This window comes from Xylanibacter rarus, from assembly GCF_001275135.1.
GTDB lineage: Bacteria > Bacteroidota > Bacteroidia > Bacteroidales > Bacteroidaceae > Prevotella > Prevotella rara.
In genome coordinates this window covers 1-25735 of record NZ_LFQU01000030.1, presented here as the reverse complement: position 1 = coordinate 25735, position 25735 = coordinate 1, and the positions used below count along the sequence as shown (strand labels likewise).

Genomic DNA, 25735 nt, shown 5'->3' with positions numbered 1-25735 from the left:
AAGGCACGCGTGTCATCGTTCATGTCGTTATACACACGTCCAGCATAATAATATGCCATAGGCAGGAGCCGTTTGTCGCCCTCGTTTTCATAATAATCAAGGAGACGGAGCATCAACGTATCGGTTGTATGGGCAACATAAAGCTTGTCTTCTGTCTTAATGCGCAACAGGTCGTAATAGTTCCGGTCTGCCTTGTCGGCAGCGTTTATCTTCGGTCTTATACTGTCAAGCATAGCCAAAGCACGGCGCGGTGACACATCGCCCACACTGTCTATTGCCGACAATGCCTTGCTGTGAGACGAACGCTCAACGTCACAGCCGGCTGATATAAGCACGCATAGCACTATTATTATACAGTTAAATATATTCATGAGTTTTAGATGATATCATTCATTACTTATAAAAACAAAAGATTCTGCCGATATTTCTTGCACTGATGCTTTTTGAGGAGAAGCCGCTCCCAAACCTATAGCCAAAGCTAAAATCAAAAATAATTTCTTCATTTTCTTTTGCTTTTTTATTAATTACTATTTAAAGTCCGGACTATTTCTTTTTATAAACTAAATTCAACCCTCACCATACATTCACGCGGCCTCAACCTTGTAATGGTGTACATCTGCTGAGTGTCGGTTATCTGGCGGCGTTCATATTCATCCTTTCCCAAAATATTGCTGCATGTCAGGCTCACTTCATAACGTTTGGTACGATAAGAGACTGACAAGTCGGCAAAATAGGTGAACGAAACGGCCTTATCGTTGCCGTGGTATATCTCGTTGCTTAACTCTATGTTAAAGCGTCCGGGCATGAAGTAGCACTTCAGACTGTGACTGAATGAGCTTAACGACGACGGCAACGAAGCGCCCGAACAGCACTCCTGTCTGACATAGCTGAACTGACTCTGCTCTTCGACAGAGAACCAGCTGCAAGGCTGGAGCGAGACTGTTGCCGTAGCTCCGGCCATCTGCGTCTGAAACGGCGTAAGCACATTCTGCAAGAGCATGTTATAATCACTCCACTGCCATCGCCCCGACAGCGTAGTAACCAGATGAGCCACGTTCCAGCTCTCGCTTACACGGCAGTTTAATCCGTGCATAACGCTGTTTGATGTAAGGTCAGTGGCCCGTGACTCATACACATTGCCGTCCACATTCATTGAGTAAAGCCGCTGATTGCGCATATTGGTAAAGACATACCCGACAGTGGCAAACAGGCCTTTTATAACATTCTTATATTCTATATTAGCGCTTGCCGTGTGCATCAATGTGTTGCTGAGTTTACCCTGTCCTTCTGTCATCGAGATATAGTCGGTAAACACAGGTATATCGAGCACTGACAAAAAGCCTTCGGACTTCCACGAGCAGTTATACGTTGCCGTTATGCCGAAATCGGAAACTGGCATAGCTCTGAAAAACAGATTAGGCTCAAATGTAATGTTGTCTTTATGCTGTACGCCATACGTCCGGCTTGTCCAGTAAACAGGCGCAGATGCAACAAGATTTATAATGGAGGTTTTATACGACAGCGACGGTTTCATGAAAGTTCGCCATTCGGTGTACTTCCTTACGGCATCCAAATTCTGCCGGCTTACGCCTATATGCTGCGCCTTCATGTCTGTGCCTATATTATAATTAAGATAAAACGCACCAAGCTTTTGTCCGAAATAGGCGTCACATCCGGCAAGGACGCTGCGCTGGCGAAGGCGCTGCATGGTTGAGTCGGCAAGCAGCAGACTGCCCGGCAGCCAGTTGAGTGAAAGGTAAGCGTTGACAGAAAACGAATAGCGACGGGTGATGTTGCGCACAAACGACAGTTTGTCCGTGATGTAGCCCTGACGCGGCTTAACCATCTCTCTTGTCTCAACGCCATTCAATACCGACAAGCCGCTGCTGCGGTCGAAGTCAACATATCCCCTGACATCGTTTGTAAGATACTGTCTTTCGGTATTCTGCCTGTAAAGCACCTCAGCCGACAAGGCGTCGTGACGGCTCTCAGCCGATATGTCCTGCACAATGGCAGCACCGCCTGCCGTCGTATATACCGTGGTGGATGTCTGTCGCTGTTCAGTCATGTCGGTCATGCCGTCGAGCTGTATCCTCAAGTCATTGCCGCCATGCGTCTTCAGCAGCCAGTTGGTTGCAATCAGGTGAGTATGGTTAAATCTGCTGCGCGAGGCGTCAATGGCCGGTGCCGGCAGTGATATGTTGCCGAGCATACCATCGTCCACGGGTGCCGAGTCGTCGAGATATGCCGACATAGGCGTTACTTCCTGTCCGATGTTCTTACCGGTATTGTTATTCTTATACATACTTATGCTCTGCACCTTGCGCGAAAACAGCATTGAGACGATGCGATTGTCATAAAGCCAGCCGGGACTGTTGGTCAACGAAGCTCCCGTTGACAGGTCGAAGGTGTGACTCCACACATTTTTTGCGCTGTCGGTCAGCACGATGTTGAGTGCTGCCTGATCGCTGAACTTTGTATCCTTCAGCGCACGTATGGGCTGATGCCGTTCAAGCACCTGCACCTTTTTCACCTTTCCTGCATCAATGTTATCTGACGCCTGCGCATACTTACCGCCAAGCAAATCCATGCCTTCAATATAGAATTTGTTTATCTTCGTGCCCAGATATTCTATCGAGCCGTCATCATTTACGGTAAGTCCTGGCATTTTTCTGATAACGTCGGCTATGGTGCGGTCTTGCTTGCCACGAAAGGCGCTAACAAGATAGTTGAGCGTGTCACCCTCCTGTCTGATGCGCTGCGACTTAACAACCACCTCCTTAAGTTCTGTGGCATGCTCGCTGAGCACTATAGCCTTGTCGCTGCTGTAATGCCTAAGAGCAATAGCCAGTTTAGAGTAACCAATCTTGCGCACCTCCATCGTGTCGCACTGCCGGCCTTTACTGTCTACGGCAAACATGCCTTGCTTGTCGGTGAATCCATAAGCCACTACCGACTTGCCGTTTTTAATATATACAGAAGCCTTGTCGACAGGACTGTTGTCCGAGTTGACAACCCGTCCCGTTATAACCTGTCCGTAAGCCGTTGCTGCCAAAAGCCACGCAAACAGGACAAGCGCCATGCGTATGGTTCTGCCGTCACTCACAGTCATAGTCTTCTATAAGTACCGGCGTAACCTTTCTTTGCTTCGTTCTGCCCTTACCGACAGACGGAGCAAGGCCCGTCAGCCTCGTCATCAGCCCTACAGGATCGGTAATCTCCATTTCTGTAATCTTTTGCAGCTCTTTCGGCTCAACAGATTTATATTTTGTCTTTTCCATCGTAATGCTTTTTCCCCTGCCCTTTCTTACAGCCGTGCATACAAACGAGAAACAGCCGTTATCTGTTTCAGCCTTCATTATAAGTCCCGGCAGTCCGCACAGCTTCCAAGGACCGTCGCTCACGGCGATGTCAGGCGCATACCACACCGTCCATGTCTGTCCGCGAAACTTTGTCCTTGCCTTGTTGCAGTGATACTCGGCTATTATTGAGTCGCCGTCGGCCAGTTGCCAGTCAAACGCAGGCATATTCTCCTCAGACTTAAGGGCAAAACCATGCAGATTAAGTGTATAAGTAAGTTTACCGTCAGCCGGATAATTCTTCATCACCATATATTTCTGCCCAAGCGTTCCACTTCCTCTCATCCGTGTGCTTGCAGCCAAAGCCTGTTGCAGTTGTCCACCCGTGGCCTGCACCACGCTGTCAAGCACATGCTGCTGTCGTATGTTTGCCGAAGAATAAAACTTGCTCCACTTATTGCCAATAAGCAGTTCCATCTCGTCTTGCATTTCCGGTCTTTCAACACAAGTCTTAAACTTAGCGTCATAACTGATACGCATGACAGCTGTGTCCGACTGAGCTGCCGACGGTACATGACTGCACAAAGCAAGAAGAAATAAAGACAAATAATGTATAAAACAAATTCTCTTCATAAGTTCAAACAGTTTAATTTTATTATTTTTATAAGCAAAATTACTTGATTTAGCACAATGCACAAAAATCTGCTGTTCGCAAAAATGTTCGCAAATCATTCCACATTAAGCCTAAGTCATTAGACCGTATATAAGTTTGGTATGCTCATGCTTTCAGCCGTCTTTTTGTCTTTTATTGGCGACTTTTCCTCCGGCCTTTCTTGACATAGCCCGCTATGACTGCGAAAAATCAAACGATAATCCACTTAATATAAAGCAAAAATACAGGCTAAATCATAACGTCTAATCTGGGGTTAAGCCTGTAAATCCGTTTCATTTCGGTTAATGCTTTTCATCATTAGCCGATACAAAATTAGTAAAAATTTCAATACGTTGAACCGGCATGATAATTTTTAGTCGAAAAATCGTAAGCAAAACAGGCTCCGCACATAAATATTTTTCAATACAGACATGCGCCACAGTGTATACTGTAAGCAATAACAAGGCATTTAGTTATAAATCAAAAGTAGCCGAGTTACGGGTCAAAACTCGGCCACTTTTGAGGCGTAAACCGGCCACTTTTTAATCAGAAACGGCCGTGTTATTTTAAGCAAATAAAAGAATTTTATTCAATAGCACATACAACTGCACTGGTGAAGACAGAAATGCCGTGGCAAAATATTCCACACGGGCTATTCGTCGACCTCTTTCTTCAGCAGCCGCACCATGATCTCAGCCGCGTTGTCGGGAGCTATTTTGTCGCCGAGCCTCCTGCGCACTTCGGCATATCCATCAATCATGCTGCTGCGACAAGCTCCGTCGGGCAGCAGACGCGACAATTCAGCGGCAATGTTATCCACAGAAAATGTGTCGGCAACAAGCTCCCTGACCACCTCACGGTCAGCAATGAGATTGACAAGCGAAACGTATTTCACCTTCAACAGATGTTTACGGAGAAAGGCGATGACCTTTGGTATAGGGGTTTCGTAGCACACCACCTGCGGCACGTTGAACAGAGCCGTCTCAAGAGTGGCCGTTCCGCTGGTTACAACAGCCGCACGCGAATGGGCGAGCAGTTCGTAAGTCTGCCCGTAGACTATCTTTACGGGCTGTCCGGATATGAACCCGGCATAATAGTCTGCACTTATCGACGGCGCTCCCGCCACCACAAGCTGATAGTTGTCGGCAAAGCGCGAGACAGCCTCTATCATGGCCGGCAGATTGTCCTTTATCTCCTGCTTGCGGCTTCCGGCCAGCAAAGCAATGACAGGACGGCGTGAGTCGAGCCCGTTTTTAGAGCAGAACTCGTCGTAAGAATCGGTGTAGGTCTTCAAGAATCCGCTCACCTCGTCGGCCGTAGGATTGCCCACATAGTGTATCTTGTAGCCGTGCTTGCCCTCAAAGAAGGGCACCTCGAAAGGCAGAATGGAGAACAGCTCGCTGACATCACGCTTTATGTTCTTTATGCGGTACTCTTTCCATGCCCAAATCTTTGGCGAGATGTAATAATACGCAGGTATTGAAGTCTTGGCATGCAGAAACTTGGCTATGTCGAGATTAAAACCGGGGTAATCAACCAATATCACCACATCAGGGTGCCACTCGATTATGTCGCGCTTACAGAAAGCCATGTTTCTGAATATGGTTCTGAGATGCAGCAGGACAGGCACAAAGCCCATATATGCCAAGTCGCGATAGTGGCGCACACGCATGCCTCCGGCAGCCGACATAAGGTCGCCTCCGAAGAAACGGAACTCAGCCTCGCCGTCGACTCTTCTGAGCGACTGCATAAGCCGCGACGCATGAAGGTCGCCACTTGCCTCACCGGCAATAAGATAATATTTCATCTGTAAACAAATATGATGTTTCTAAATCCACAGCAGGGCACACGACAGATGCCGAAAGCCGACAAGACCGCAGCCCCGGCACATCAGCAAAACTCATCGGTACAATCCTTCAGACGTTCGAACATGGTATAGTCGGTAACGTCGATTGTGGTGGGCGTTATGGCCACATAACCATGGTTGAGAGCCCAGTTGTCGGTGTCGGTTGCTTCAGGCTCATCGTTGGTATATTCGCCCACAAGCCAATAATAGTCGTAACCCCTGGGATGACGGGTGCGAACAACCTCATTTCCCCATGTACCCTTAGCCATTCGGCATACCTTTACACCCTTAAATTCGGCAGCCTTGGGGAAGTTTACGTTAAGGCACGTTCCCTTTGGCAGACCTTCGGCCAACACCTTGGCCGTAATCTTTCTGACGATGCTGCGCAGAGGCTCAAAGTCGGCGTCGTCTCTATAGTCGCAGAGAGAGAAGGCAACTGAAGGAATATACTTCATGCAACCCTCGCGCGTAACGCCCATTGTGCCCGAATAATGAGAATTGACAGAGCCGTTGTCGCCGTGGTTGATGCCGCCGATGACCATATCGGGACGGCGCGGGCAGAGCTGGCTCAGCGCCAGTTTGACACAGTCGACGGGCGTGCCGTTGCACGACCACACCTCAACGCCCTCGCGCTTGCGGCGCAGCTTGAGCCTCAAGGGAGTGGTTGCAGAGAAGGCTGTGGCAAATCCTGAACGTGCCGACTCGGGCGCGCAGACAAGGATATCGCCTAAATCAGAGAGCATGTCTATCAGCGAGTTAAGTCCCTTGGCATGGTAGCCGTCGTCATTAGAAATAAGTATTAATGGTTTCATAATTTTCATAAAAATCATTTTCTTTCGGCTACAAAAGTACGAAAAAAGGTTTAAAACAACTATTTCTCACATAAAATATGTATTTTTGCAAAATATTTTTGGAAGGAGCAATTCTAAAACGAGCAAATAAAGACATTAGATTTAGGACACCAATATAAGACAAATGGGAAAAATTATCGCATTAGCAAACCAAAAAGGAGGCGTGGGAAAGACAACCACGACAATTAACTTGGCTGCATCCCTCGCCACACTGGAAAAAAAGGTTCTGGTAATCGATGCCGACCCGCAGGCCAACGCTTCGAGCGGCCTCGGAGTCAACACGAAAGACGTGGACTGCTCGCTGTACGAATGTATCATCGACCATGCAGACGTACATGACGCCGTCTATACCACAGACATTGACGGACTTGACATTATGCCGAGCCACATTGACCTTGTGGGAGCCGAAATAGAGATGCTAAACCTTGAACACAGAGAGCAGGTGATAAAAAACCTGCTGCAGCCGATAAGGGGCGACTACGACTATATCCTGATTGACTGCTCGCCGTCGCTCGGCCTGATAACGGTGAATGCCCTTACTGCCGCCGACTCTGTAATAATACCTGTTCAATGCGAATACTTTGCCCTTGAGGGAATAAGCAAGCTGCTGAACACGATAAAGATAATAAAGAGCAAGCTGAACCCGAAACTCGAGATTGAGGGATTCTTGCTGACTATGTATGACAGCCGCCTGCGCCTGGCCAACCAGATTTATGACGAGGTGAAGCGCCACTTCCAGGAGCTTGTGTTCAAGACCGTCATACAGCGTAACGTGAAACTGAGCGAGTCGCCAAGCCACGGACTTCCGGTTATTCTTTACGATGCCGACTCAACAGGAAGCAAGAACCATCTGGCACTGGCAAAGGAGATTATAAACAGGAACAAGTAAGAAGATTATGGCCATTAAGAAAAGATACAGCAATCCGCTCGGACGCGGACTCGACGCTCTGATATCTACCGAAGCCGTGCGCCCGCAGGGCAGCTCGACCATCAGCGAGATATCTATTGAGCAGATAGAAGCCAACCCTAACCAGCCGCGACGCGAATTTGACGAGGAAGCTCTCAACGAGCTTGCCAACAGCATACGCGAGATAGGCATCATTCAGCCGATAACGCTGCGACAGGTTGACGACAACAGATTTCAGATTATTGCCGGCGAACGCCGCTGGAGAGCATCGCAGATAGCCGGACTAAGGGCTATACCGGCATACATACGCACCATCAAGGACGAAAACGTGATGGAGATGGCTCTCGTTGAGAACATCCAGCGCGAAGACCTCAACGCGATAGAAATTGCCCTGGCATACGAACACCTGCTGACAAACACAGGAATGACGCAGGAGAAGGTGTCGGAAAGAGTGGGCAAAAGCCGCACGGCAATATCAAACTATCTCCGCCTGCTGAAGCTGCCTGCACAGGTGCAGATGGCGCTGCAGAACAAGGAGATTGACATGGGACACGCACGCGCGCTGCTGGCGATAGACAGCCCGTCGCTGCAGGTGAAGCTGTTCAAGGAGATACAGAAGAACGGCTACTCTGTACGCAAGGTGGAGGAAATGGTGCAGAAGCTGAAAAACGGCGAAGACATAGTCAGCGGCAAGAAGAAGATAGCATCTAACCAGCAGATGCCCGAAGAATTCTCTACACTGAAACAGCATCTGTCTGACTTCTTCAAGACTAAAGTTCAGATGACCTGCTCGGCCAACGGCAAGGGCAAGATTAGCATTCCGTTTGCCAACGAAGAAGAGCTTGTGCGTATAATGAGCATGTTTGACAAACTGAAAGAACAGTAAGATAAAGCTGTGGATACAAGCAGACATCTAACATATTACCTGTCAAGACTGGCAGCGGCCATATGCATGCTTGCCGTGATGATGCCGTGCAGCGCGCTCGGAACGGGCGACAAGGACACCATCCTGGTCAACGACACGATCATGACGGTTGCGGCAGAAAACGACAAGCAGATAAGCGACACGATAAACAAGGTTGTGTCTGCGGCCGACTCTGTCAGCATGAGGATGCTGTCGGCAAACGACTCTGTAAAGAAGAAAAAAGAGAAACGCGACTGGAGCACATGGAGGCCAAACGCCAAAAGAGCCATGTGGCTTGCCATCGTGATACCGGGAGCTGGACAAATATATAACCGCAAATACTGGAAGCTGCCTATTGTGTATGGCGGCTTCATCGGATGTCTTTACGCCATAAGATGGAACAACCAGATGTACAAGGACTACTCGCAGGCCTACATGGACATCATGGACAACGACCCAAGCACAGAGAGCTACAACCAGTTTCTGCATCTGGGCAACACCATAACGGAAGAGAACAAGGAACAATACCAAAATCTGTTCAAAAAGCGTAAGGACTTCTACCGCAGATACCGCGACCTGAGCGTATTCTGCCTTATCGGCGTTTACGCCCTGTCGGTAATAGACGCGTATGTCGACGCGTCACTGTCAGAATTTGACATTTCAAAAGACCTGAGCATGAAGCTTGAGCCTACGATAATAAACAACAGGTCGTCACTGAATCCGCTTAAATCATCGTCATTGGGACTTCAGTGCTCTATAACCTTCTGAAAAAAAGATTTAAATTATAAGATTCTGTATATAAACATTTTATGAGAAAGAAAGTTTTTATAATCATTGCCACGATGCTTTTCGGAGGTAACTGCGTGATGCAGGCTCAGAACGAAAAGGATGAAATAATTGTGACTGACAATGACGGAAAAGAAGAAACAATTGACTTGCCTGAGGCTATGAACTATGAAGTTGACAGCCTCCTGAACTTATACTATTCAAAAACTTACTTACAGCAGGACGAAGACTGCAACTACCGTGACGAGAACAGAGATTACCCGAAAGAGGTGTACATCGAGCGCCTCAGCAGGCTGCCGAACGTCATGGAAATGCCATACAACGAAATTGTACAGAAATTCATCGACAGATACACAGGCAGACTGCGCCATTCGGTAAGCTACATGCTGGGAGCGTCAAACTTCTACATACCTATATTTGAAGAGGCTCTCGAGGCCTACGGACTGCCGCTTGAACTAAAATATCTGCCGGTAATCGAGTCGGCATTAAACCCTAAAGCCACATCTCATGCAGGCGCTGCCGGACTGTGGCAGTTTATGGTGGCAACGGGCAAGCAGTACGGACTGGAAATCAACTCGCTTATCGACGAGCGCAGAGATCCCATTAAATCGTCTTATGCAGCCGCTCACTATCTTAAAGACCTTTATAATATCTTCGGCGACTGGAGCCTGGTGATTGCTGCATACAACTGCGGACCGGAGAACATAAACAAGGCCATACACCGCGCCGACGGACAGGCCGACTACTGGAAGATTTATCCTTACCTTCCACGCGAGACCAGAGGATATGTGCCGGCGTTCATTGCCGCAAACTACGTGATGAACTACTACTGCGAGCACAACATCTGTCCAATGCGCACCACACTGCCGGCCAAGACCGACACCGTGGTTGTGTCAAAGGATGTTCATCTTAAGCAGATTGCCGACGTGTGCGGCATTGACATTGAAGAGCTGCGCACGCTAAATCCGCAGTATCGCCGTGATATCGTCAACGGCAACAACAAGCCGTCGGTGATACGTCTACCGGCCAACGCCACAAACACATTTATCGCAAACGAAGACTCTATCTACAGATACGAGACTGACGCGCTGCTCACCAGACGTTCGCTAGTGGAAGTTGAAAGCAGCAAGTACACAACAAGCACAAGCAGCTCACGCAAGAGCTACAGCAAGAGCAAAAGCAGAAAGAGAAAATCATCAAGACGCTCAAGAACAAGAAAGAAGAGCGTAACCGTAAGAAGCGGAGACACATTGTCTGAGATAGCAGAAAGGCACCACACTACCGTAAAGAAGCTGCGCCAGCTTAACGGTATAAAAGGAAACAACATACGTGCCGGAAAGAAAATCAGGGTGAAATAAAAAGGCGCTTCACCTGTATACCTTATTAATAATATCTGGAGAAACCAATTATGGACGAGCGTAACAACATTGACAAAGAGAGAGAAATTGCTGAGGAAAAGTTGGTCGGTGATGCTTTTCAGCGTCTGCTGAACGACTATTTGTCCACACGCCACAGAAAGAAAGTTGACATAATAACTAAAGCATTCAACTTTGCCAAACAGGCACATAAGGGCGTTAGACGCTTGTCTGGCGAACCATATATAATGCACCCCATAGCCGTGGCCCAGATCGCATGCAGCGAGATGGGGCTCGGCTCTACCAGTATAAGTGCGGCACTTCTGCACGACGTGGTTGAAGACACCGACTACACGGTTGAGGACATAGAGAACATCTTCGGCCCTAAGATTGCGCAGATTGTGGACGGACTGACAAAGATTTCAGGCGGAATATTCGGCGACCAGGCGTCGGCACAGGCAGAAAACTTCAAGAAGCTGCTTCTGACCATGAGCGACGACATACGCGTTATCCTAATTAAGATATGCGACCGCCTGCACAACATGCGCACGCTTGACAGCCAGCCGGCAAACAAGCAATACAAGATTGCCGGAGAAACGCTATACATCTACGCGCCGCTTGCCAACCGCCTCGGACTGAACAAGATAAAGACCGAGCTTGAGAACCTGAGTTTCAAGTTTGAGCATCCCGAAGAGTATAAATCAATAGAATCTAAACTGGCAGACACAAAGGCGTCTCTCGACAGTCTGTTTGACGACTTTACAGGTCCAATAAAGCAGGCTCTAGACAGAATGGGACTTGAATATGAAATAAAAGCCAGGGTGAAAAGTCCCTACTCCATCTGGAACAAGATGCAGAACAAGCACGTAAGCTTCGACCAGGTTTACGACATTCTGGCTGTAAGAATAATCTTCAAGCCCAAGAAACGTGAAGAGGAAGTCAACGAATGCTTCAACATATATGTGGCGATAAGCCAGATCTACAAGTCGCACCCCGACCGTCTGCGCGACTGGGTCAACCATCCCAAGGCCAACGGATATCAGGCTCTGCACGTAACTCTGATGAGCAAGCAGGGCCGATGGATTGAGGTACAGATACGCTCTGAAAGAATGGACGAAGTGGCAGAACAAGGCTTTGCCGCACACTGGAAATATAAAGAAGGCGACGAAATTACTGAAGACGAAGGCGAACTTAACAACTGGCTGCGCACCATCAAAGAGATTCTTGACGACCCGCAGCCCGATGCAATGGACTTCCTCGACGCTATAAAGCTTAACCTTTTTGCATCAGAGATATTTGTATTTACCCCCAAAGGCGAGATAAAGACCATGCCGGCAGGCTGTACGGCCCTCGACTTTGCATTCCAGATACACACATTCCTCGGCAGCCACTGCATAGGCGCCAAGGTAAACCACAAGCTCGTGCCGCTGAGCCACAAGCTGCAAAGCGGCGACCAGGTGGAAATTCTCACCTCAAACTCGCAGCACGTGCAGCCATCATGGATAAACTTTGCATCAACGGCAAAGGCTAAGGCTAAGATACAGGCAATATTACGTCGCGAAGCCCGCGAAATACAGAAGCAAGGCGAAGAGATTCTGTCTGAATTCCTTAGCAAGCACTCGCTGGAAATCAACTCGTCTGTAATCGACAAGCTGTGCGAATTCCACGAGGTGCAGAAGCCGGACGAACTGTTCAAGGCAATAGGAAAAAAGAATATCATACTCAGCGATAAAGACATCGACGAAATAAACGGCAAGAGGAAGCAGAACTCGGCCGTAACATGGCGAAAGTTTGTGCCGTTCCTGGGCAAGGAAAAGAAGAAAGGCAACGAGAACAAGAAGCCAAACTACTTCATCGTAAAAGAAGGCTTCAACCGCAAAAAGCCTATATATATCACAGACGACAACATAAACCAGTTTATCTTCCCTGACTGCTGTCACCCCATACCCGGCGACGACGCACTAGGATTTATCGACGGCAAGAACCGCATTGAGATACACAAAAGGTCATGCCCCGTTGCAGCAAAGCTAAAATCTGGATACGGCAACCGCATACTCGATGCCAAATGGGACATGCACAAGAAACTGCTCTTCGATGCAGTAATAGAGATAAAAGGAATAGACAGAATCGGCATGCTCAACGAGGTTACCCAGGTTATATCCGACGAGCTTAACGTAAACATACACAGAGTGACGCTGTCGTGCGAAGAAGGAATATTTGACGGAACACTCGAACTGAGGATACACGACCGCGACGACGTCAGGACTATAATGGGAAAACTGAAGAAAGTAGAAGGACTACAAGAAATAAAACAAATATTATAAACAACTTCCGGCTGGCCATGCACAGCCGGCGTAACAGCCGGCTGAGGCAGTCGTGCCCGTATGGCACAGCCTGTCAAAAAGCACAACTATGAAAAAACTATTCATCACTATCATTGCGGCACTGGCCGCATTTACGGCAAACGCAGCCAACCCTTATGACAATCCCGACACGCTGGTGGTTTCGAGAGACGGCACCGGCCAGTTCAGAACCATCAACGAGGCCGTTGAAGTGTGCCGCGCATTCATGGAATATCACAAAGTAATATACGTAAAGAAAGGCGTATATAAGGAGAAAGTGATAATACCGTCGTGGCTCACCAACATCGAAGTGTGCGGCGAAGATGCTGAAAACACCATAATAACCTACGACGACCACGCCAACATAAGGCTTGAAGACACCAACAAGCCCATGGGAACATTCCGCACATACACCGTCAAAGTGGAAGGCAACTATATCACATTTAAGAATATCACGATAGAAAACAATGCCGCAAAGCTTGGACAGGCCGTGGCACTTCACACAGAAGGCGACCATCTCGTGTTTGTAAACTGCCGCCTGCTGGGCAATCAGGACACAGTGTATACAGGTCTGGCCAACACCAGACTATACTTTAAGAACTGCTACATCGAGGGGACAACCGACTTTATCTTCGGTCCGTCTACGGCATGGTTTGAAGGCTGCACCATACACAGCAAGCAAAACTCTTACGTCACAGCAGCCTCAACGCCTGCAGACGTGGCTTTCGGCTACGTGTTCAACCGCTGCAAGCTTACGGCAGCCGAAGGCGTTACAAAGGTATATCTCGGACGTCCGTGGCGCCCTTACGCCTTCACCCTGTTCATGAACTGCGAGCTTGGCAGCCACATTCTGCCTGCTGGATGGCACAACTGGGGCAAGGCTTCGAACGAAAAGACAGCACGCTACATGGAATACAACAACAGCGGTGCCGGAGCAACAACGAAAGAAAGGGCACCATGGAGCAAGCAACTGACAAAAAAAGAGGCTGCCAAGATAACAGTTGACAATGTCTTCAAGATGGACAACAGCTGGATACCTGAAATATAATCAAACAGACAGATACAGCGGCAAAGATCAAGACAATCTGCCGCGCGACTTATATCACACAACATGATAAAAGCCAGACAGCAACAACAATCCGTTGCGATGTCTGGCTTTTATTTTTATGCAATCAATACCACCCAACAAAACAGCCCGGCACAAAAGCCTCGGCAGAAAAACCTTTACAAAATTTATGTTCAGAGTTTTCTGCAAAATAGAAAACATAATTATAATAATTGTTAAGCTAATAAATATAGCGCACCAATTTCTATAACATTTATTTGCATATCCGACACTTTCTTGTCCTCAAAACAGCAATTTAAAACGCCAAAACTATTGCTTCTGGCATGAAAAATGTACTATCTGCGGTGCATAAACCTATGGTTTTTGATGAGCAAACGGCCCAGTTAGCTTTTTTAACAATCGAGAAGTATCTGCAACAACGACATAAGCCGCTAGGAATCAACACTTTAGCAAAACGAACGAATTTACGGCCTTTTTCATAAAATAATCCTATTCCGTTAGAAAAAAGCCAGTCTGAAAGCGTCAAAATCAAAAAGTTTTCTGTTTTATATCCTCCCTAAAAGGCACAACATCAGAACCATGACATGGCGACAAGCCTGAAACAAATCCGGCACTGCGTTTTACTTTGCCGATCAACAGCAACAACAGTTTCCTATTCTGAATCAACTCAACATCCGTAGCCCATACCCCATATTTGTTACATAAGCAGCAGCCCATACGTTAACATTTATTATGAATCAGACAAAGTCTTAACCGGCCCATCCTGACACCAAGCCCACCTATCAGATATATAATACGCCCTAAAGAATTGCCAAAATACAACATTATTTAAGCAAAAAACTAAATACAAAAGCATTAAAAAACAAGCCAATAAATCAAATATTAAGGTTATATAACAAAATAAATTATCCGACAAACATCAAAAAAAAGTGTTTTTATTTGTCTTGAATTTAAAATTATTGTATATTTGCACATAACAAATCTACTTTAACCGGCAGAAATCTACTTGGCCTACTGATAAAAATACCATGAAAACGGCCATGAAAAAATAGAGCAAACATATAATCATATATAGAGAAACACTAACTACTAACAATTAAAAATAAAACATTTATGCATTTACTAACAAGAAGAATCCTATTGGCATCAATGCTGCCTGTAATATGCCTTTCTGCATTTGCGCAAAAGGTAATTACCGGTACGGTGAGAGACGCTAACGGGGAACCAATGATCGGCGTTACAGTCCTTGTCGACGGAAAAGCAGGTGCTATAACTGACATCAACGGTAATTTTAAGATTCCTAATGCAACAGAGTCGACCAACCTTAAAATTACCTACATCGGCTATAAAGACCTGAATGTAAAAGTAGGCAACAGTTCCACACTAAACCTTGTCATGCAAGAAGACAACCAGGCACTTGACGAGCTTGTTGTTGTAGGATACGGAACCATGAAAAAAAGCGACCTCACAGGATCAGTGAGTTCACTAAGCACGGAAGACGTAACAGCCAAAGGAGCCGCAACAGTCATGGAAGGTCTTCAGGGTACCGTTCCTGGTGTCAACATTACAAAGAACTCAAGCCGTGCCGGCGGAGACTTTGACATTGAGATTCGCGGAAAATCATCTACAAACTCTGACACTAAACCTATTTATGTTGTTGACGGAATAATCTGCGACGACATCAACTTCCTTAACCAGCAAGACATTGAGCGCATCGACGTTCTGAAAGACGCATCGTCAACCGCGATATACGGTTCACGCGCCACAGCCGGCGTGATTATGGTTACAACCAAAGGAAGCCTTAACATCGGCAAGAAAATGAGCAAGCCGACCATCTCATACGACGGCTATTACGGCGTATCAAAAGTTGCACGTATGCCTGAATTCCAGACCGGACAGCAATTCTACAATTACCGCTTCCTGAAGTTCCTTTCTTATGGACAAGGACAGACCAACCTGGCCAACCCGATGTACATCATGGGCAATTTTGATCAAATGGCACTGGTTGACGGAGACGGAAATTCTATCCTAAAACAGATTATTGCAGGAGGACAGACCACTGACTGGGCAGATCTGGCAACACGCAACGGAACACAGCAAAACCATTACGTGGCCATAAGCGGAGCGTCTGAAAGAGTAAACTATCATGTCGGACTCGGCTACAACCAGGAGAAAGGTATCTATGTAGGCGACAGCAGAGACCAGTTCAGCTTCAAGGGCAGTCTTGACGCACAGATCAACAAGATTATCAGCGGCGGATTCACCGTAAACATGGCTTATATCAGAAACGAATATGCAAACGATGACGCCATAGAGCTTGCCTACAGGCTCAATCCGTTCTGCCAGCCATATTCAACACAGCCGGACGAAAGAAACGGATATATCTATGATGCCAACGGAAACATTCCGGAGGAAGGATACACCGGCTACTATTACAACCAATACGGACAAATATATAAAAACTACTATCCAGGCAACTCTGTAGCCATGGGTACGGCCTCGTCAACAGGCCACCAGTTCTCAGGACAGTATAACCCGCTCTACCTGATGGACGTATACACACACAAGCGTCAGACATGGCGCATGCTCGGCAATGTATATCTGCAAATCAAGCCGATAAAAGAACTCACGTTCAAGACAACATTCTCGCCAAACTTCACTTATTACCGTGACGGTGTTTTCACCGACTATGTACTCGACTATGCCGGAGCCACAGTAGTAGGTACAACCGACACCAACGGAAACCCTGTAAACACGGCAAGTCTTGCAACGTCACGCAACATACAATGGACATGGGACAACATCCTTACATTCGACAAAGTGTTTGCAAAGAAGCACGCCGTTAACCTCATGGGACTGTTCTCTATGATGGCAAGCGACACCGAAGCCACCAATCAGGCAGCACAGGGTGTGCTCGACGGATCACTTTGGTACAATCTGTCATCAGGAACCATTGACCTTACCAATACGAACAACTCTTTCAGTGAAAACAGTATGATTTCATACGCTCTTCGCGCCAACTATACCTTCGACGAGAGATATATGCTTACCGCAACTGTGCGTTGGGACGGCTCTTCAAAATTTGAACCAGACCAGCGCTGGGGATGCTTCCCGTCTGTTGCCGTTGCATGGCGCGCGTCACAAGAGAAGTTCCTTCAGAACGTAAAATGGCTCTCTAACTTAAAGGTAAGACTTTCATACGGTGTAACAGGTAACAACACCGGCGTAGGAAACTATGCTACAAGAACAACAGTAGCCGGTCCGGTTTACTATCCCTTCGGAAGCACTTACGTAAACGCTTTCTATCCGAGCAGCATCGTAGACAGATTCCTGACATGGGAAGAGTCTAAGGAAATCAACTTCGGTATCGACTTCGGCTTCCTCAAGAACCGCATCTTCGGTAGCGTGGATCTGTATCAGAAAACCTCAGACGACCTTCTCTACTCTGTAGAGCTTCCGCTCGAAGCCGGAACAGACAGCGACGGCAACCCCATGAAGCTTAACACAAACGTAGGAAGCGTGCAGAACAGAGGTATCGAATTTGCTGTAACCGCAATTCCTGTCATAACAAAAGACTGGCGCTGGGACATCTCTTTAAACTATGCACGCAACATCAACAAGGTGAAAGAAATCAACGGTTCAGGTGCAAACCTGCCTAACGACAACCTTTTCATCGGATGCTCTATCAACAACGTATACGGATATCACTGGGCAGGCATCGTAACCGACCGCGACATGATTGTGCCTAACACAGAAATCGCCGTGGCAAAAGGCCTTACACCAGGCTCAACAATGAAAGAATATGACTATTACAACATTTGCTACGGACTGCAGGAAGGCAACCCGATTATAGAAGATGTCAACGGCGACGGAACTATCGACGACAAAGACAAGAAGGTTTACAGGTCAGACCCGTCATGGACAGGAAGCCTCACAACATCTCTGTCATACAAGAACTGGGACTTGTCTGCATCACTTTACACCAAGCAGAACTATAAGGTGTACTCTGACTTCTATGCACAATATCTCGACTATAAAGACCGTGGATGGATGCACCTGAATGTTGACTATTATATCCCGGCAGGAACACTTATCGACTGCGACGGTATTAATCCCGACGGAACATACATAAACCCGGTATACCAGCAGACCACCCACTATGGTGCATATCCTTTCCCGAACGACGGAAACACTGCAGGTCTTAACGGAACACATGCCTTCAACCGTGACGGCTCACAATGCCAGGCCATCACAGACGCGTCTTTCGTAAAAGTCAAGAACATTACTCTCGGATATACGTTCCCGAAGAAATGGATCAACAAGATCGGCATCAGCCATCTGCGCCTTTATTGCACAGTAACCAACCCGTTCGTATGGACCGACTACAAAGGATTTGATCCGGAATGGGCCGGAGGCGGTGCAGAAAACGATGGTCCTAGCACTGTTACATGGGAATTTGGTGCAAGTCTTAAATTCTAACTTCAATAATCAAGAAAAATGAAAAAAATATCATATATCATAACAATGGCTCTTCTGGCACTGATGTCGGCCACAAGCTGCTCGGACTTCCTTGAAGCAGAAAACAAGACAGCCGGAGGAGACAAAATGGATCCTGAAACATATTTCAGGACAAAAGAAGGACTGGAGTCTTTCAGGGCATATGCATTCCTTTCTTTAAAGAATCTGGCTACGGCATTAAACATCAACGATGACGGCACAGACCTCTACATGCCTTGCCGTGGTCAGGGTGCATCAGTATTCCAGGATTATTCGCTGACCGCCGAGACAGACGAAGTAAAAGACTACTACGTTGCATGTACAGGACTTATAAATAATGCCAACGGTCTTATCAACTACAGCGGAGAAGAATACAAGAGATATCGTGCAGAAGGCCTATTCCTTAGAGCTTACGGATATTATCTCATGACACAGCAGTTTGGAGCTGTGCCCTACTCTGACACCTACATTCAGAGCGCAAGCCGCGACTATCCGCGCACAGACCTCGAAACTATTTACACCAACTGTGAAAACGACCTTCAGGAAGTTATCAACTCAAGCGAAATTCCTGAAATAACACATGACGGCTCTGTAAATAAAAAAGCTGCACAAGCCCTGCTCGCAAAAATATATCTTGCACACGGCTGGGACTGCAACACTACTCTCACTGACGAAAATGCAGGCACATACACCATAACATCAAAAGAAAACTTCGAGAAGGCAGCACAGGCTGCCGAGGCTGCCATCAGCGGCATACCGCTCACACAATCGTTCGAAGACAAATGGCTGCCGTCAAACGAGGACACCAATCCCGAGACATTCTTCGCAGTTCAGTATGACAAGGCAGGATGGCCCGGAGACATAAGCGACGGCGGACACGAACTCGACATCTACTACAGCCACTATTACGGCGACGTAGCTCAGGGACAGAAGTATTCAACCTCTAACAAGGCTCTCAACACACGCTCTCTGGCACTGTGGGAGAAAGGAGACACACGCTGGGACGCTACATTCATGACAACAATGTATCAGTATGACAACAGCGTAGCCGACTGGACTAAATATGGATACTTTGCATACTACAACACAAGTGTTGACAAAAACACATTGCCAATATTTGCATACTATGCTCCCACTTATGTTTCTCAAGCCGAATTTGAGGCATATCTAACAGCGCACAAATCGCAGTTTGTACGTGACCCGAACAAGCATCCGAAGGAGCCTCATGCCAACCTGCTCCACGACGGACAGATATTTGTCTACAAGTTTGACGCAGAAGGCAACTTCCTTACACCGACGATAACCAATCAGAACCTCAATGACAACAACAGAGGAACATCTTTGGAAACAACGCCGTGCGTTAAGAAATGGGACGACCCGACCGCATCTATGGGCGGAAAGACCATCAGCTACCGCGACATCGTAGTCCTCCATGCATCTGAAACATATCTTACTGCTGCCGAGGCCTATTATATGGCAGGAAACGAAACTGCGGCCTTTGAGAAAATCAACGCAGTGCGCGACCGCGCCGGAGCACCTCATCTTAACAGCCTTGCTGACTATGAAGTAAGCGTCATGCTTTCAAACTTCACTCTGCTTGACTTGATTCTGGACGAGCGTGCACGTGAATGTTACGCAGAACAGACCCGCTGGGTTGACCTTCGCCGTACACGTCAGCTGGTTCGCTACAACGTGGCATACAACTATTTCGTTACAAGTGCCGAGGATATGAAAAACATTAAAGGAGAGACAAAATGGTATCGTCCTATCCCGACATCTGAAATTTCAGGTAACGACAGCATGACTGAAGAGGACCAGAATCCCGGCTATTAATAGATTGACTTTAATAACATAAAAAATGAAAGCAATGAAAAAGAAAACATATTTATTCTTAACACTGATAATGGCCTTGATGACTTTCAGCGCATGCAGCGATGACGACGATGAAGCTGTAGGGACACAAAACCCGGAACAGGAAGTTGCAGGAACATATATCGGCACATGGAACCAGAAGCTCACAAACTCATCTGGCGAGCTGCAAGATGAAAACGAAGCTACAGGAACAATAGAATTGTCTGCCAATAGGCAGTGGGTTGCCAATGTAACACTGAAACAGGCCGATCCTGTTGTCAAAGAAGAAATATCAGATGTAGCAAACTGTTCGGGAAACAGCACTTCGGGATATATCCTGACAAATAACAAAAGTGCAAACCTCGGCAATTTCAGCGCCAAGGTAACTAACGGCGAAATTACATTTATATATGTAACGACCATAACCGAAGGCAGAAAGACCTACACTTCGACAAATACGTTTACAGGAACGCTCACTACTGCAGAATAGCCAAAAGAAAATGTATGCTGCAAATTCAATGTTTGCAGCATACATATAACAAATATTTAAAAGAAAACTTTATAATAACTTTATTAATCACTAAAATTAAAACTTATGAAAAAAATTTTATCTTTATCACTTGCCCTTATGGCAGGAATTTGCGCCAGCGCGCAGAACGTTTGTACAATTGACGCCAAAGCATGGCTGACTGAAAAGGGCGCAGCTGACCCTACTGCACTGACAGCCATCGACGCAAACTCTGTTATAGTTGACAACGAAGACGTTACAGTTTCAACAGGTGCTGCTGATCAGTACAAAGCTGTGGATATCGCATTCAACGGTTACAACAAAGTACGCTTTGGTGCAGACAAAGACGTTGACTGCTCTGACTTAGGTCTTCAGGGAAACAGCAACCCTAAAGGAGCCGGCGGTGAGGATCCTGCAAAGAACTTCGTACAGCCGGGAACAGGCGCTTACTATGTAGTAAAGGCTAAGAAGGACGGTTATTTCTATGCTGTTTTAAAGGCTTCTTCAAACAAGGCATACACTGTATTTGAAGAAGGCAAATGCCTCTCTTACACTCTTGCTATGAACATTGCTGATGACGCTGACAAGAACGCAGACCCTATAACAAACGGCGTGCTTACATACACTCTGCCAGCTGACGAGGAAGGTTTCTATGACCAGAGCAACGGTACAATCCTTTGGCCTATTCAGATTTATCACAACAACAATGCTGAAGCTACATCTGCCGGCAATGGTCTTGGCGTAATCATGTTCAAGGTTTATGCAGACTGCAACTATGTATTCAACGCAGTTGGTTCAAAAGCTTCTTTCAAAGGCTTCTGCTACAGCGAGAATCCTGTTGACGTAAGCATCGTTGCAGAAGACGGTTCTACTCTTAAGTTGCTCTCTGGCGGCAGCACTGACATCACAGAGATTAACACCGACAAGAATGACGTTGATGCTCCTGCATACAACATCGCCGGACAGCGTGTTAACAAGAATGCAAAGGGTATCGTTATAATCAATGGCAAAAAATACGTTAATAAATAAAGAGCCAGACTAAAATTCAAAGTTAATAATTTGATTTTATGTATTGAAAGGATGCCAGGACACTGTGAAGTCTCCTGGCATCTGCTTTTATCCCAAATTGCTTTCATTAAGATCCGGTAGGATTATTGTCTTAAATTTAGCGTATAGTCATTTGCTTTTTCAGAGGCATAGCGGTCTATTTCCACAAAAGCAGACAATAGGATAATAACAGGAAACAACATGACATATGAAGGCATCAATATTTTTGTAGATTTAAATCATGTACGGAATAATGATTTAATGGGATTTCCTAATAAAGAATTTATTTTTCGGTATACTACTTCATGTCGGATAACAGCCTGTATCCACTACAAACACAGCAAACCTCAACGCATACCCTCAAGATGTACAATTAGGTGTATATCAAGATATACAAGCAACTGAAGACATATGCAGAAAGCAAGGCCGGAAAGTTATCTTGCGAGGTATTGCAAAAACAATACTACTCAAGATAATCAAGCTGCTTTTTGAGCAACTTCAGTTCGTCGCGCACCTTTATCAGACTCTCCATAACACGCGCATTGCCGTCAACAGCCTGTTTGTTTTCACGCAACATCTTACGCGCAGCCGACAGCTTAAAGCCCCTGACCTTAACAAGATTATACACGGCCTTTACATTCTCAATGTCGGCCTGCGTATACTGGCGCACATTGTTACCGGTTGTTTTCGGCCGCAACATCGGTATCTCCTTTTCCCAAAACCTCAGCATGCTCTCGGGCACGTTGAGCATGGCTGCCACTTCCTTTATCGAGTAATAAAGCTTAAGATTCTTTTCTGTGTTCAATGCCATAATTCGTGGAAATTAAAATATGTAACGTCTGATGTTGCAAATTTATCATTTTTTTTTCATTTTCATGCTGTCAACCGAAAAAATAATACATTTCTTCAAGTTGCAGATAAAGACGCTGCCGACAGGCTCATGCCGTCCTGCGACACAATAATTTGCCGCACAGACAACAGAATTGTATGTTTTACACAATTATTTAATGATTTATGGGATTTATTTTATAATTTTGCTCCCAAATAGGCATTTTGCCTTTATCGTGAAAAGAACAAAAACAAAATATAAAGAAAATGATGACAGCTAACGAAATCCGTGAATCGTTCAAAAAGTTTTTTGAATCGAAAGGACATCAGATTGTTCCGTCGGCACCGATGGTGATTAAAGACGACCCGACACTGATGTTTACTAACGCAGGCATGAACCAATGGAAGGACATCATACTGGGAACACGCGACCCCGAACCAAGACGCAGGGCCGACTCGCAGAAGTGTCTCCGCGTGAGCGGAAAGCACAACGACCTTGAGGAAGTGGGCCACGACACATACCACCACACCATGTTCGAGATGCTCGGCAACTGGAGCTTTGGCGACTACTTTAAAGAAGGCGCCATAGACATGGCATGGGAATATCTCGTTGACGTACTTCACCTCGACCCGGCCGACCTCTACGTAACCGTGTTCGAAGGATCTCCAGAAGAAAACCTCAGCCGCGACGACGAGGCTGCTGCCTTCTGGGCAAAGCATGTTCCGGCTGACCACATAATCAACGGAAACAAGCACGACAACTTCTGGGAAATGGGCGACACAGGTCCCTGCGGACCTTGCTCAGAGATTCACCTCGACTCTCGTACTCCCGAAGAAAAGGCAAAGACACCGGGCCGCGAACTTGTAAACAAAGACGACCCACAGGTTATCGAGATATGGAACCTCGTGTTCATGCAGTTCAACCGTAAGGCCGACGGCTCTCTCGAAAAGCTGTCAATGAACGTAATAGACACCGGCATGGGCTTCGAGCGCCTTGTGCGTGCCCTGCAAGGCAAGCATTCTAACTACGACACCGACATCTTCCAGCCTATCATCAAGGAGATTTCACGCCTTTCAGGCATGGAATACGGCAAAGAGGAGAAAACCGACGTGGCAATGCGCGTGGTTGCCGACCACCTGCGTGCCGTAGCCTTCTCAATAGCCGACGGCCAGCTGCCGGGCAACGCAAAGGCAGGCTATGTTATACGCCGCATACTGCGCCGCGCCGTAAGATACGCATACACCTTCCTCAACCAGAAAGAGGCATTCATGTTTAAGCTCATGCCTACGCTGATACACGAGATGGGCGAGGCTTATCCCGAACTTACCGCACAGCGCGAACTGATAACCAAGGTGATAAAGGAAGAGGAAGAATCGTTCCTGCGCACGCTGTCTAACGGCATCAACATGCTGTCTGACGCCATGCAGGAGGTTAAGGCCGAAGGCAAGACCGTGCTCGACGGCACAAAGGCATTCCGCCTGTTCGACACCTACGGATTCCCGCTCGACCTCACTGAACTCATCTGCCGCGAAAACGGGCTCAGCGTTGACGAGAAACAGTTTGACGAGGAGATGCAGAAGCAGAAGGCAAGAGCGCGCAACGCCGCTGCCGTTGAAAACAGCGACTGGACCGAGCTGAGCCAGGGCGAGCAAAACTTCGTAGGCTACGACTACACAGAATACGAATGCCACATACTGCGCTACCGCAAAGTGACACAGAAGAAGAACACCTTCTATGAGCTCGTGCTCGACAACACACCATTCTACGGCGAGATGGGTGGTCAGGTTGGCGACTGCGGAGTGCTGGTAAGCGAGAACGAAACAGTGAACATCATAGACACCAAGCGCGAGAACGGACAGTCGATACATATCGTTAAGGAGCTGCCAAAGAATCCTGAGGCCGACTTCATGGCATGCGTAGACACCGACAAGCGCGAGGCAAGCGCCGCAAACCACACGGCTACCCACCTGCTCGACTATGCCCTGAAGCAGGTATTGGGCGACCACGTTGAGCAGAAGGGTTCATTCGTATCACACGACACGCTGCGCTTCGACTTCTCTCACTTCCAGAAGATGACCGACGAGGAGATACGCAAGGTTGAGATGCTTGTCAACGACATGATACGTCAGGACATACCGCTCGACGAACACCGCGACATGCCGCTCGACGAAGCCAAGAAGATGGGCGCCATAGCCCTGTTCGGCGAGAAATACGGCGACAAAGTGCGCGTGGTTAAGTTTGGTCCGAGCATTGAGTTCTGCGGCGGTATCCACGCCCACTCTACAGGCCGCATCGGCATGTTCAAGATAATATCAGAGAGCAGCGTTGCAGCCGGAGTTCGCCGTATAGAGGCCAAGACCGGAAAAGAGTGCGAAATGCTGATGTACGACCTTGAGGACGGAATGAAGGCAATAAAGGCTCTGTTCAACAACACCAAGGATCTGCTCGGCGTGATAGAGAAATATATCGAGGAACACGACTCAATGAAGAAGAGCATTGAGCAGTTCCAGGCCGAAAGAGTTGAGAGAGTTAAGGAGAAGCTCATATCTCAGGCCCGCATCGTAAACGGAGTGAAGGTCATCGCTTCCACACTGATAATGAAGCAGGACGCAGCCAAAGACCTCGTGTTCAAGATACGTGCAGCCGAACCAGAGCGCATGCTCTGCGTTGTGGGAAGCACCTTTGACGGACGCCCCACCCTCAGCGTCATGATAAGCGAAGACCTCGTGAAGGAACACGGACTCAACGCCGGACAGATGGTGCGCGAAGCTGCCAAGCTGATAAAGGGCGGCGGCGGCGGACAGCCTCACTTCGCAACTGCAGGCGGAAAAGACATCGACGGACTGTCTGCTGCAGTAGACAAAGTGATAGAACTGGCTAATCTTTAACAAGACCACAAGCCTGCTTTGCAATAAATTCATCCGGCAAAGCCCCAGGGCACAGCTGAAAATAGCTGCTGCAATGCAGGCTAAAACCCATAAAAAAGAAAACTGCC

Annotated in this window: 16 protein-coding genes; 11 read left to right on the top strand and 5 right to left on the bottom strand. The window is 47.2% G+C overall.

Translation table 11 applies throughout. The features are described from left to right. Positions 1-553: 553 nt before the first annotated feature. The 4 genes from ACU52_RS12325 to surE form a co-directional block, all read right to left on the bottom strand. Positions 554-3106 carry a carboxypeptidase-like regulatory domain-containing protein gene (locus tag ACU52_RS12325; protein WP_162207778.1) on the bottom strand — a complete coding sequence of 851 codons (2553 nt, stop codon included), beginning with the start codon at positions 3104-3106 and terminating at the stop codon, positions 554-556. Continuing rightward, the gene (locus ACU52_RS12320) at positions 3099-3932 is read right to left on the bottom strand and encodes a GLPGLI family protein (RefSeq protein WP_162207777.1); all 834 of its coding nucleotides are present in this window, start codon (positions 3930-3932) and stop codon (positions 3099-3101) included. Before ACU52_RS12320 ends, ACU52_RS12325 begins: the two co-directional genes overlap by 8 nt. A 671-nt stretch (positions 3933-4603) precedes the next feature. Continuing rightward, positions 4604-5758 carry a lipid-A-disaccharide synthase gene (gene lpxB / locus ACU52_RS12315; RefSeq protein WP_053398998.1) on the bottom strand — a complete coding sequence of 385 codons (1155 nt, stop codon included), beginning with the start codon at positions 5756-5758 and terminating at the stop codon, positions 4604-4606. Positions 5759-5841: 83 nt separating this feature from the next. After that, positions 5842-6618, bottom strand: coding sequence for a 5'/3'-nucleotidase SurE (gene surE / locus ACU52_RS12310; protein WP_053398997.1), 777 nt, complete (start codon positions 6616-6618; stop codon positions 5842-5844). A 154-nt stretch (positions 6619-6772) separates the two neighbouring features. On the opposite strand from surE, the gene ACU52_RS12305 reads away from it, so the two are divergent. From ACU52_RS12305 to ACU52_RS12260, 10 genes are all read left to right on the top strand, one after another. Continuing rightward, a complete protein-coding gene (locus tag ACU52_RS12305; protein WP_021853630.1) occupies positions 6773-7537 on the top strand; it encodes a ParA family protein in 765 nt (254 codons plus the stop codon). Positions 7538-7544: 7 nt separating this feature from the next. After that, positions 7545-8441 (top strand): ParB/RepB/Spo0J family partition protein, encoded by an 897-nt coding sequence (locus ACU52_RS12300; RefSeq protein WP_021853631.1) that lies wholly within the window; start codon positions 7545-7547, stop codon positions 8439-8441. Positions 8442-8519: 78 nt separating this feature from the next. Next, positions 8520-9227, top strand: a complete 708-nt coding sequence (locus ACU52_RS12295; RefSeq protein ID WP_053399006.1) for a DUF5683 domain-containing protein — start codon at positions 8520-8522, stop codon at positions 9225-9227. A 41-nt stretch (positions 9228-9268) separates the two neighbouring features. Beyond that, complete coding sequence (locus ACU52_RS12290) at positions 9269-10603, top strand: lytic transglycosylase domain-containing protein (protein ID WP_053398996.1); 1335 nt, start codon at positions 9269-9271, stop codon at positions 10601-10603. 50 nt (positions 10604-10653) lie between these two features. Further along, positions 10654-12924 carry a RelA/SpoT family protein gene (locus ACU52_RS12285; protein WP_021853634.1) on the top strand — a complete coding sequence of 757 codons (2271 nt, stop codon included), beginning with the start codon at positions 10654-10656 and terminating at the stop codon, positions 12922-12924. 88 nt (positions 12925-13012) lie between these two features. Further along, positions 13013-13990 (top strand): pectinesterase family protein, encoded by a 978-nt coding sequence (locus ACU52_RS12280; RefSeq protein ID WP_021853635.1) that lies wholly within the window; start codon positions 13013-13015, stop codon positions 13988-13990. 1131 nt (positions 13991-15121) lie between these two features. Then, positions 15122-18487: a SusC/RagA family TonB-linked outer membrane protein gene (locus ACU52_RS12275; protein ID WP_021853638.1), complete on the top strand. Its 3366-nt coding sequence runs from the start codon at positions 15122-15124 to the stop codon at positions 18485-18487. A gap of 18 nt (positions 18488-18505) precedes the next feature. Next, entirely contained in the window at positions 18506-20338 is a 1833-nt protein-coding gene (locus ACU52_RS12270; protein ID WP_053398994.1) for a RagB/SusD family nutrient uptake outer membrane protein, read from the top strand. Between the two features lie 34 nt (positions 20339-20372). After that, a complete protein-coding gene (locus ACU52_RS12265; RefSeq protein WP_021853640.1) occupies positions 20373-20846 on the top strand; it encodes a hypothetical protein in 474 nt (157 codons plus the stop codon). Between the two features lie 105 nt (positions 20847-20951). Then, the gene (locus tag ACU52_RS12260) at positions 20952-21893 is read left to right on the top strand and encodes a hypothetical protein (RefSeq protein WP_021853641.1); all 942 of its coding nucleotides are present in this window, start codon (positions 20952-20954) and stop codon (positions 21891-21893) included. A gap of 481 nt (positions 21894-22374) precedes the next feature. Here the strand turns inward: ACU52_RS12260 and ACU52_RS12255 are convergent, their stop codons facing one another. Further along, positions 22375-22722, bottom strand: coding sequence for a MerR family transcriptional regulator (locus ACU52_RS12255; protein WP_053398991.1), 348 nt, complete (start codon positions 22720-22722; stop codon positions 22375-22377). 284 nt (positions 22723-23006) lie between these two features. Between ACU52_RS12255 and alaS the strand changes: the two genes are divergently transcribed. Next, positions 23007-25628 carry an alanine--tRNA ligase gene (gene alaS / locus ACU52_RS12250; RefSeq protein WP_053398990.1) on the top strand — a complete coding sequence of 874 codons (2622 nt, stop codon included), beginning with the start codon at positions 23007-23009 and terminating at the stop codon, positions 25626-25628. Positions 25629-25735 lie beyond the last annotated feature (107 nt).

Coding starts and splice junctions, on each gene's coding strand:
- ACU52_RS12270 (WP_053398994.1), top strand. CDS start 18,506: ATGAAAAAAATATCATATATCATAACAATGGCTCTTCTGGCACTGATG.
- ACU52_RS12290 (WP_053398996.1), top strand. CDS start 9,269: ATGAGAAAGAAAGTTTTTATAATCATTGCCACGATGCTTTTCGGAGGT.
- surE (WP_053398997.1), bottom strand. CDS start 6,618: ATGAAAATTATGAAACCATTAATACTTATTTCTAATGACGACGGCTAC.
- ACU52_RS12295 (WP_053399006.1), top strand. CDS start 8,520: ATGATGCCGTGCAGCGCGCTCGGAACGGGCGACAAGGACACCATCCTG.
- ACU52_RS12285 (WP_021853634.1), top strand. CDS start 10,654: ATGGACGAGCGTAACAACATTGACAAAGAGAGAGAAATTGCTGAGGAA.
- ACU52_RS12320 (WP_162207777.1), bottom strand. CDS start 3,932: ATGAAGAGAATTTGTTTTATACATTATTTGTCTTTATTTCTTCTTGCT.
- lpxB (WP_053398998.1), bottom strand. CDS start 5,758: ATGAAATATTATCTTATTGCCGGTGAGGCAAGTGGCGACCTTCATGCG.
- ACU52_RS12260 (WP_021853641.1), top strand. CDS start 20,952: ATGAAAAAAATTTTATCTTTATCACTTGCCCTTATGGCAGGAATTTGC.
- ACU52_RS12305 (WP_021853630.1), top strand. CDS start 6,773: ATGGGAAAAATTATCGCATTAGCAAACCAAAAAGGAGGCGTGGGAAAG.
- ACU52_RS12275 (WP_021853638.1), top strand. CDS start 15,122: ATGCATTTACTAACAAGAAGAATCCTATTGGCATCAATGCTGCCTGTA.
- ACU52_RS12280 (WP_021853635.1), top strand. CDS start 13,013: ATGAAAAAACTATTCATCACTATCATTGCGGCACTGGCCGCATTTACG.
- ACU52_RS12255 (WP_053398991.1), bottom strand. CDS start 22,722: ATGGCATTGAACACAGAAAAGAATCTTAAGCTTTATTACTCGATAAAG.
- ACU52_RS12265 (WP_021853640.1), top strand. CDS start 20,373: ATGAAAAAGAAAACATATTTATTCTTAACACTGATAATGGCCTTGATG.
- ACU52_RS12300 (WP_021853631.1), top strand. CDS start 7,545: ATGGCCATTAAGAAAAGATACAGCAATCCGCTCGGACGCGGACTCGAC.
- alaS (WP_053398990.1), top strand. CDS start 23,007: ATGATGACAGCTAACGAAATCCGTGAATCGTTCAAAAAGTTTTTTGAA.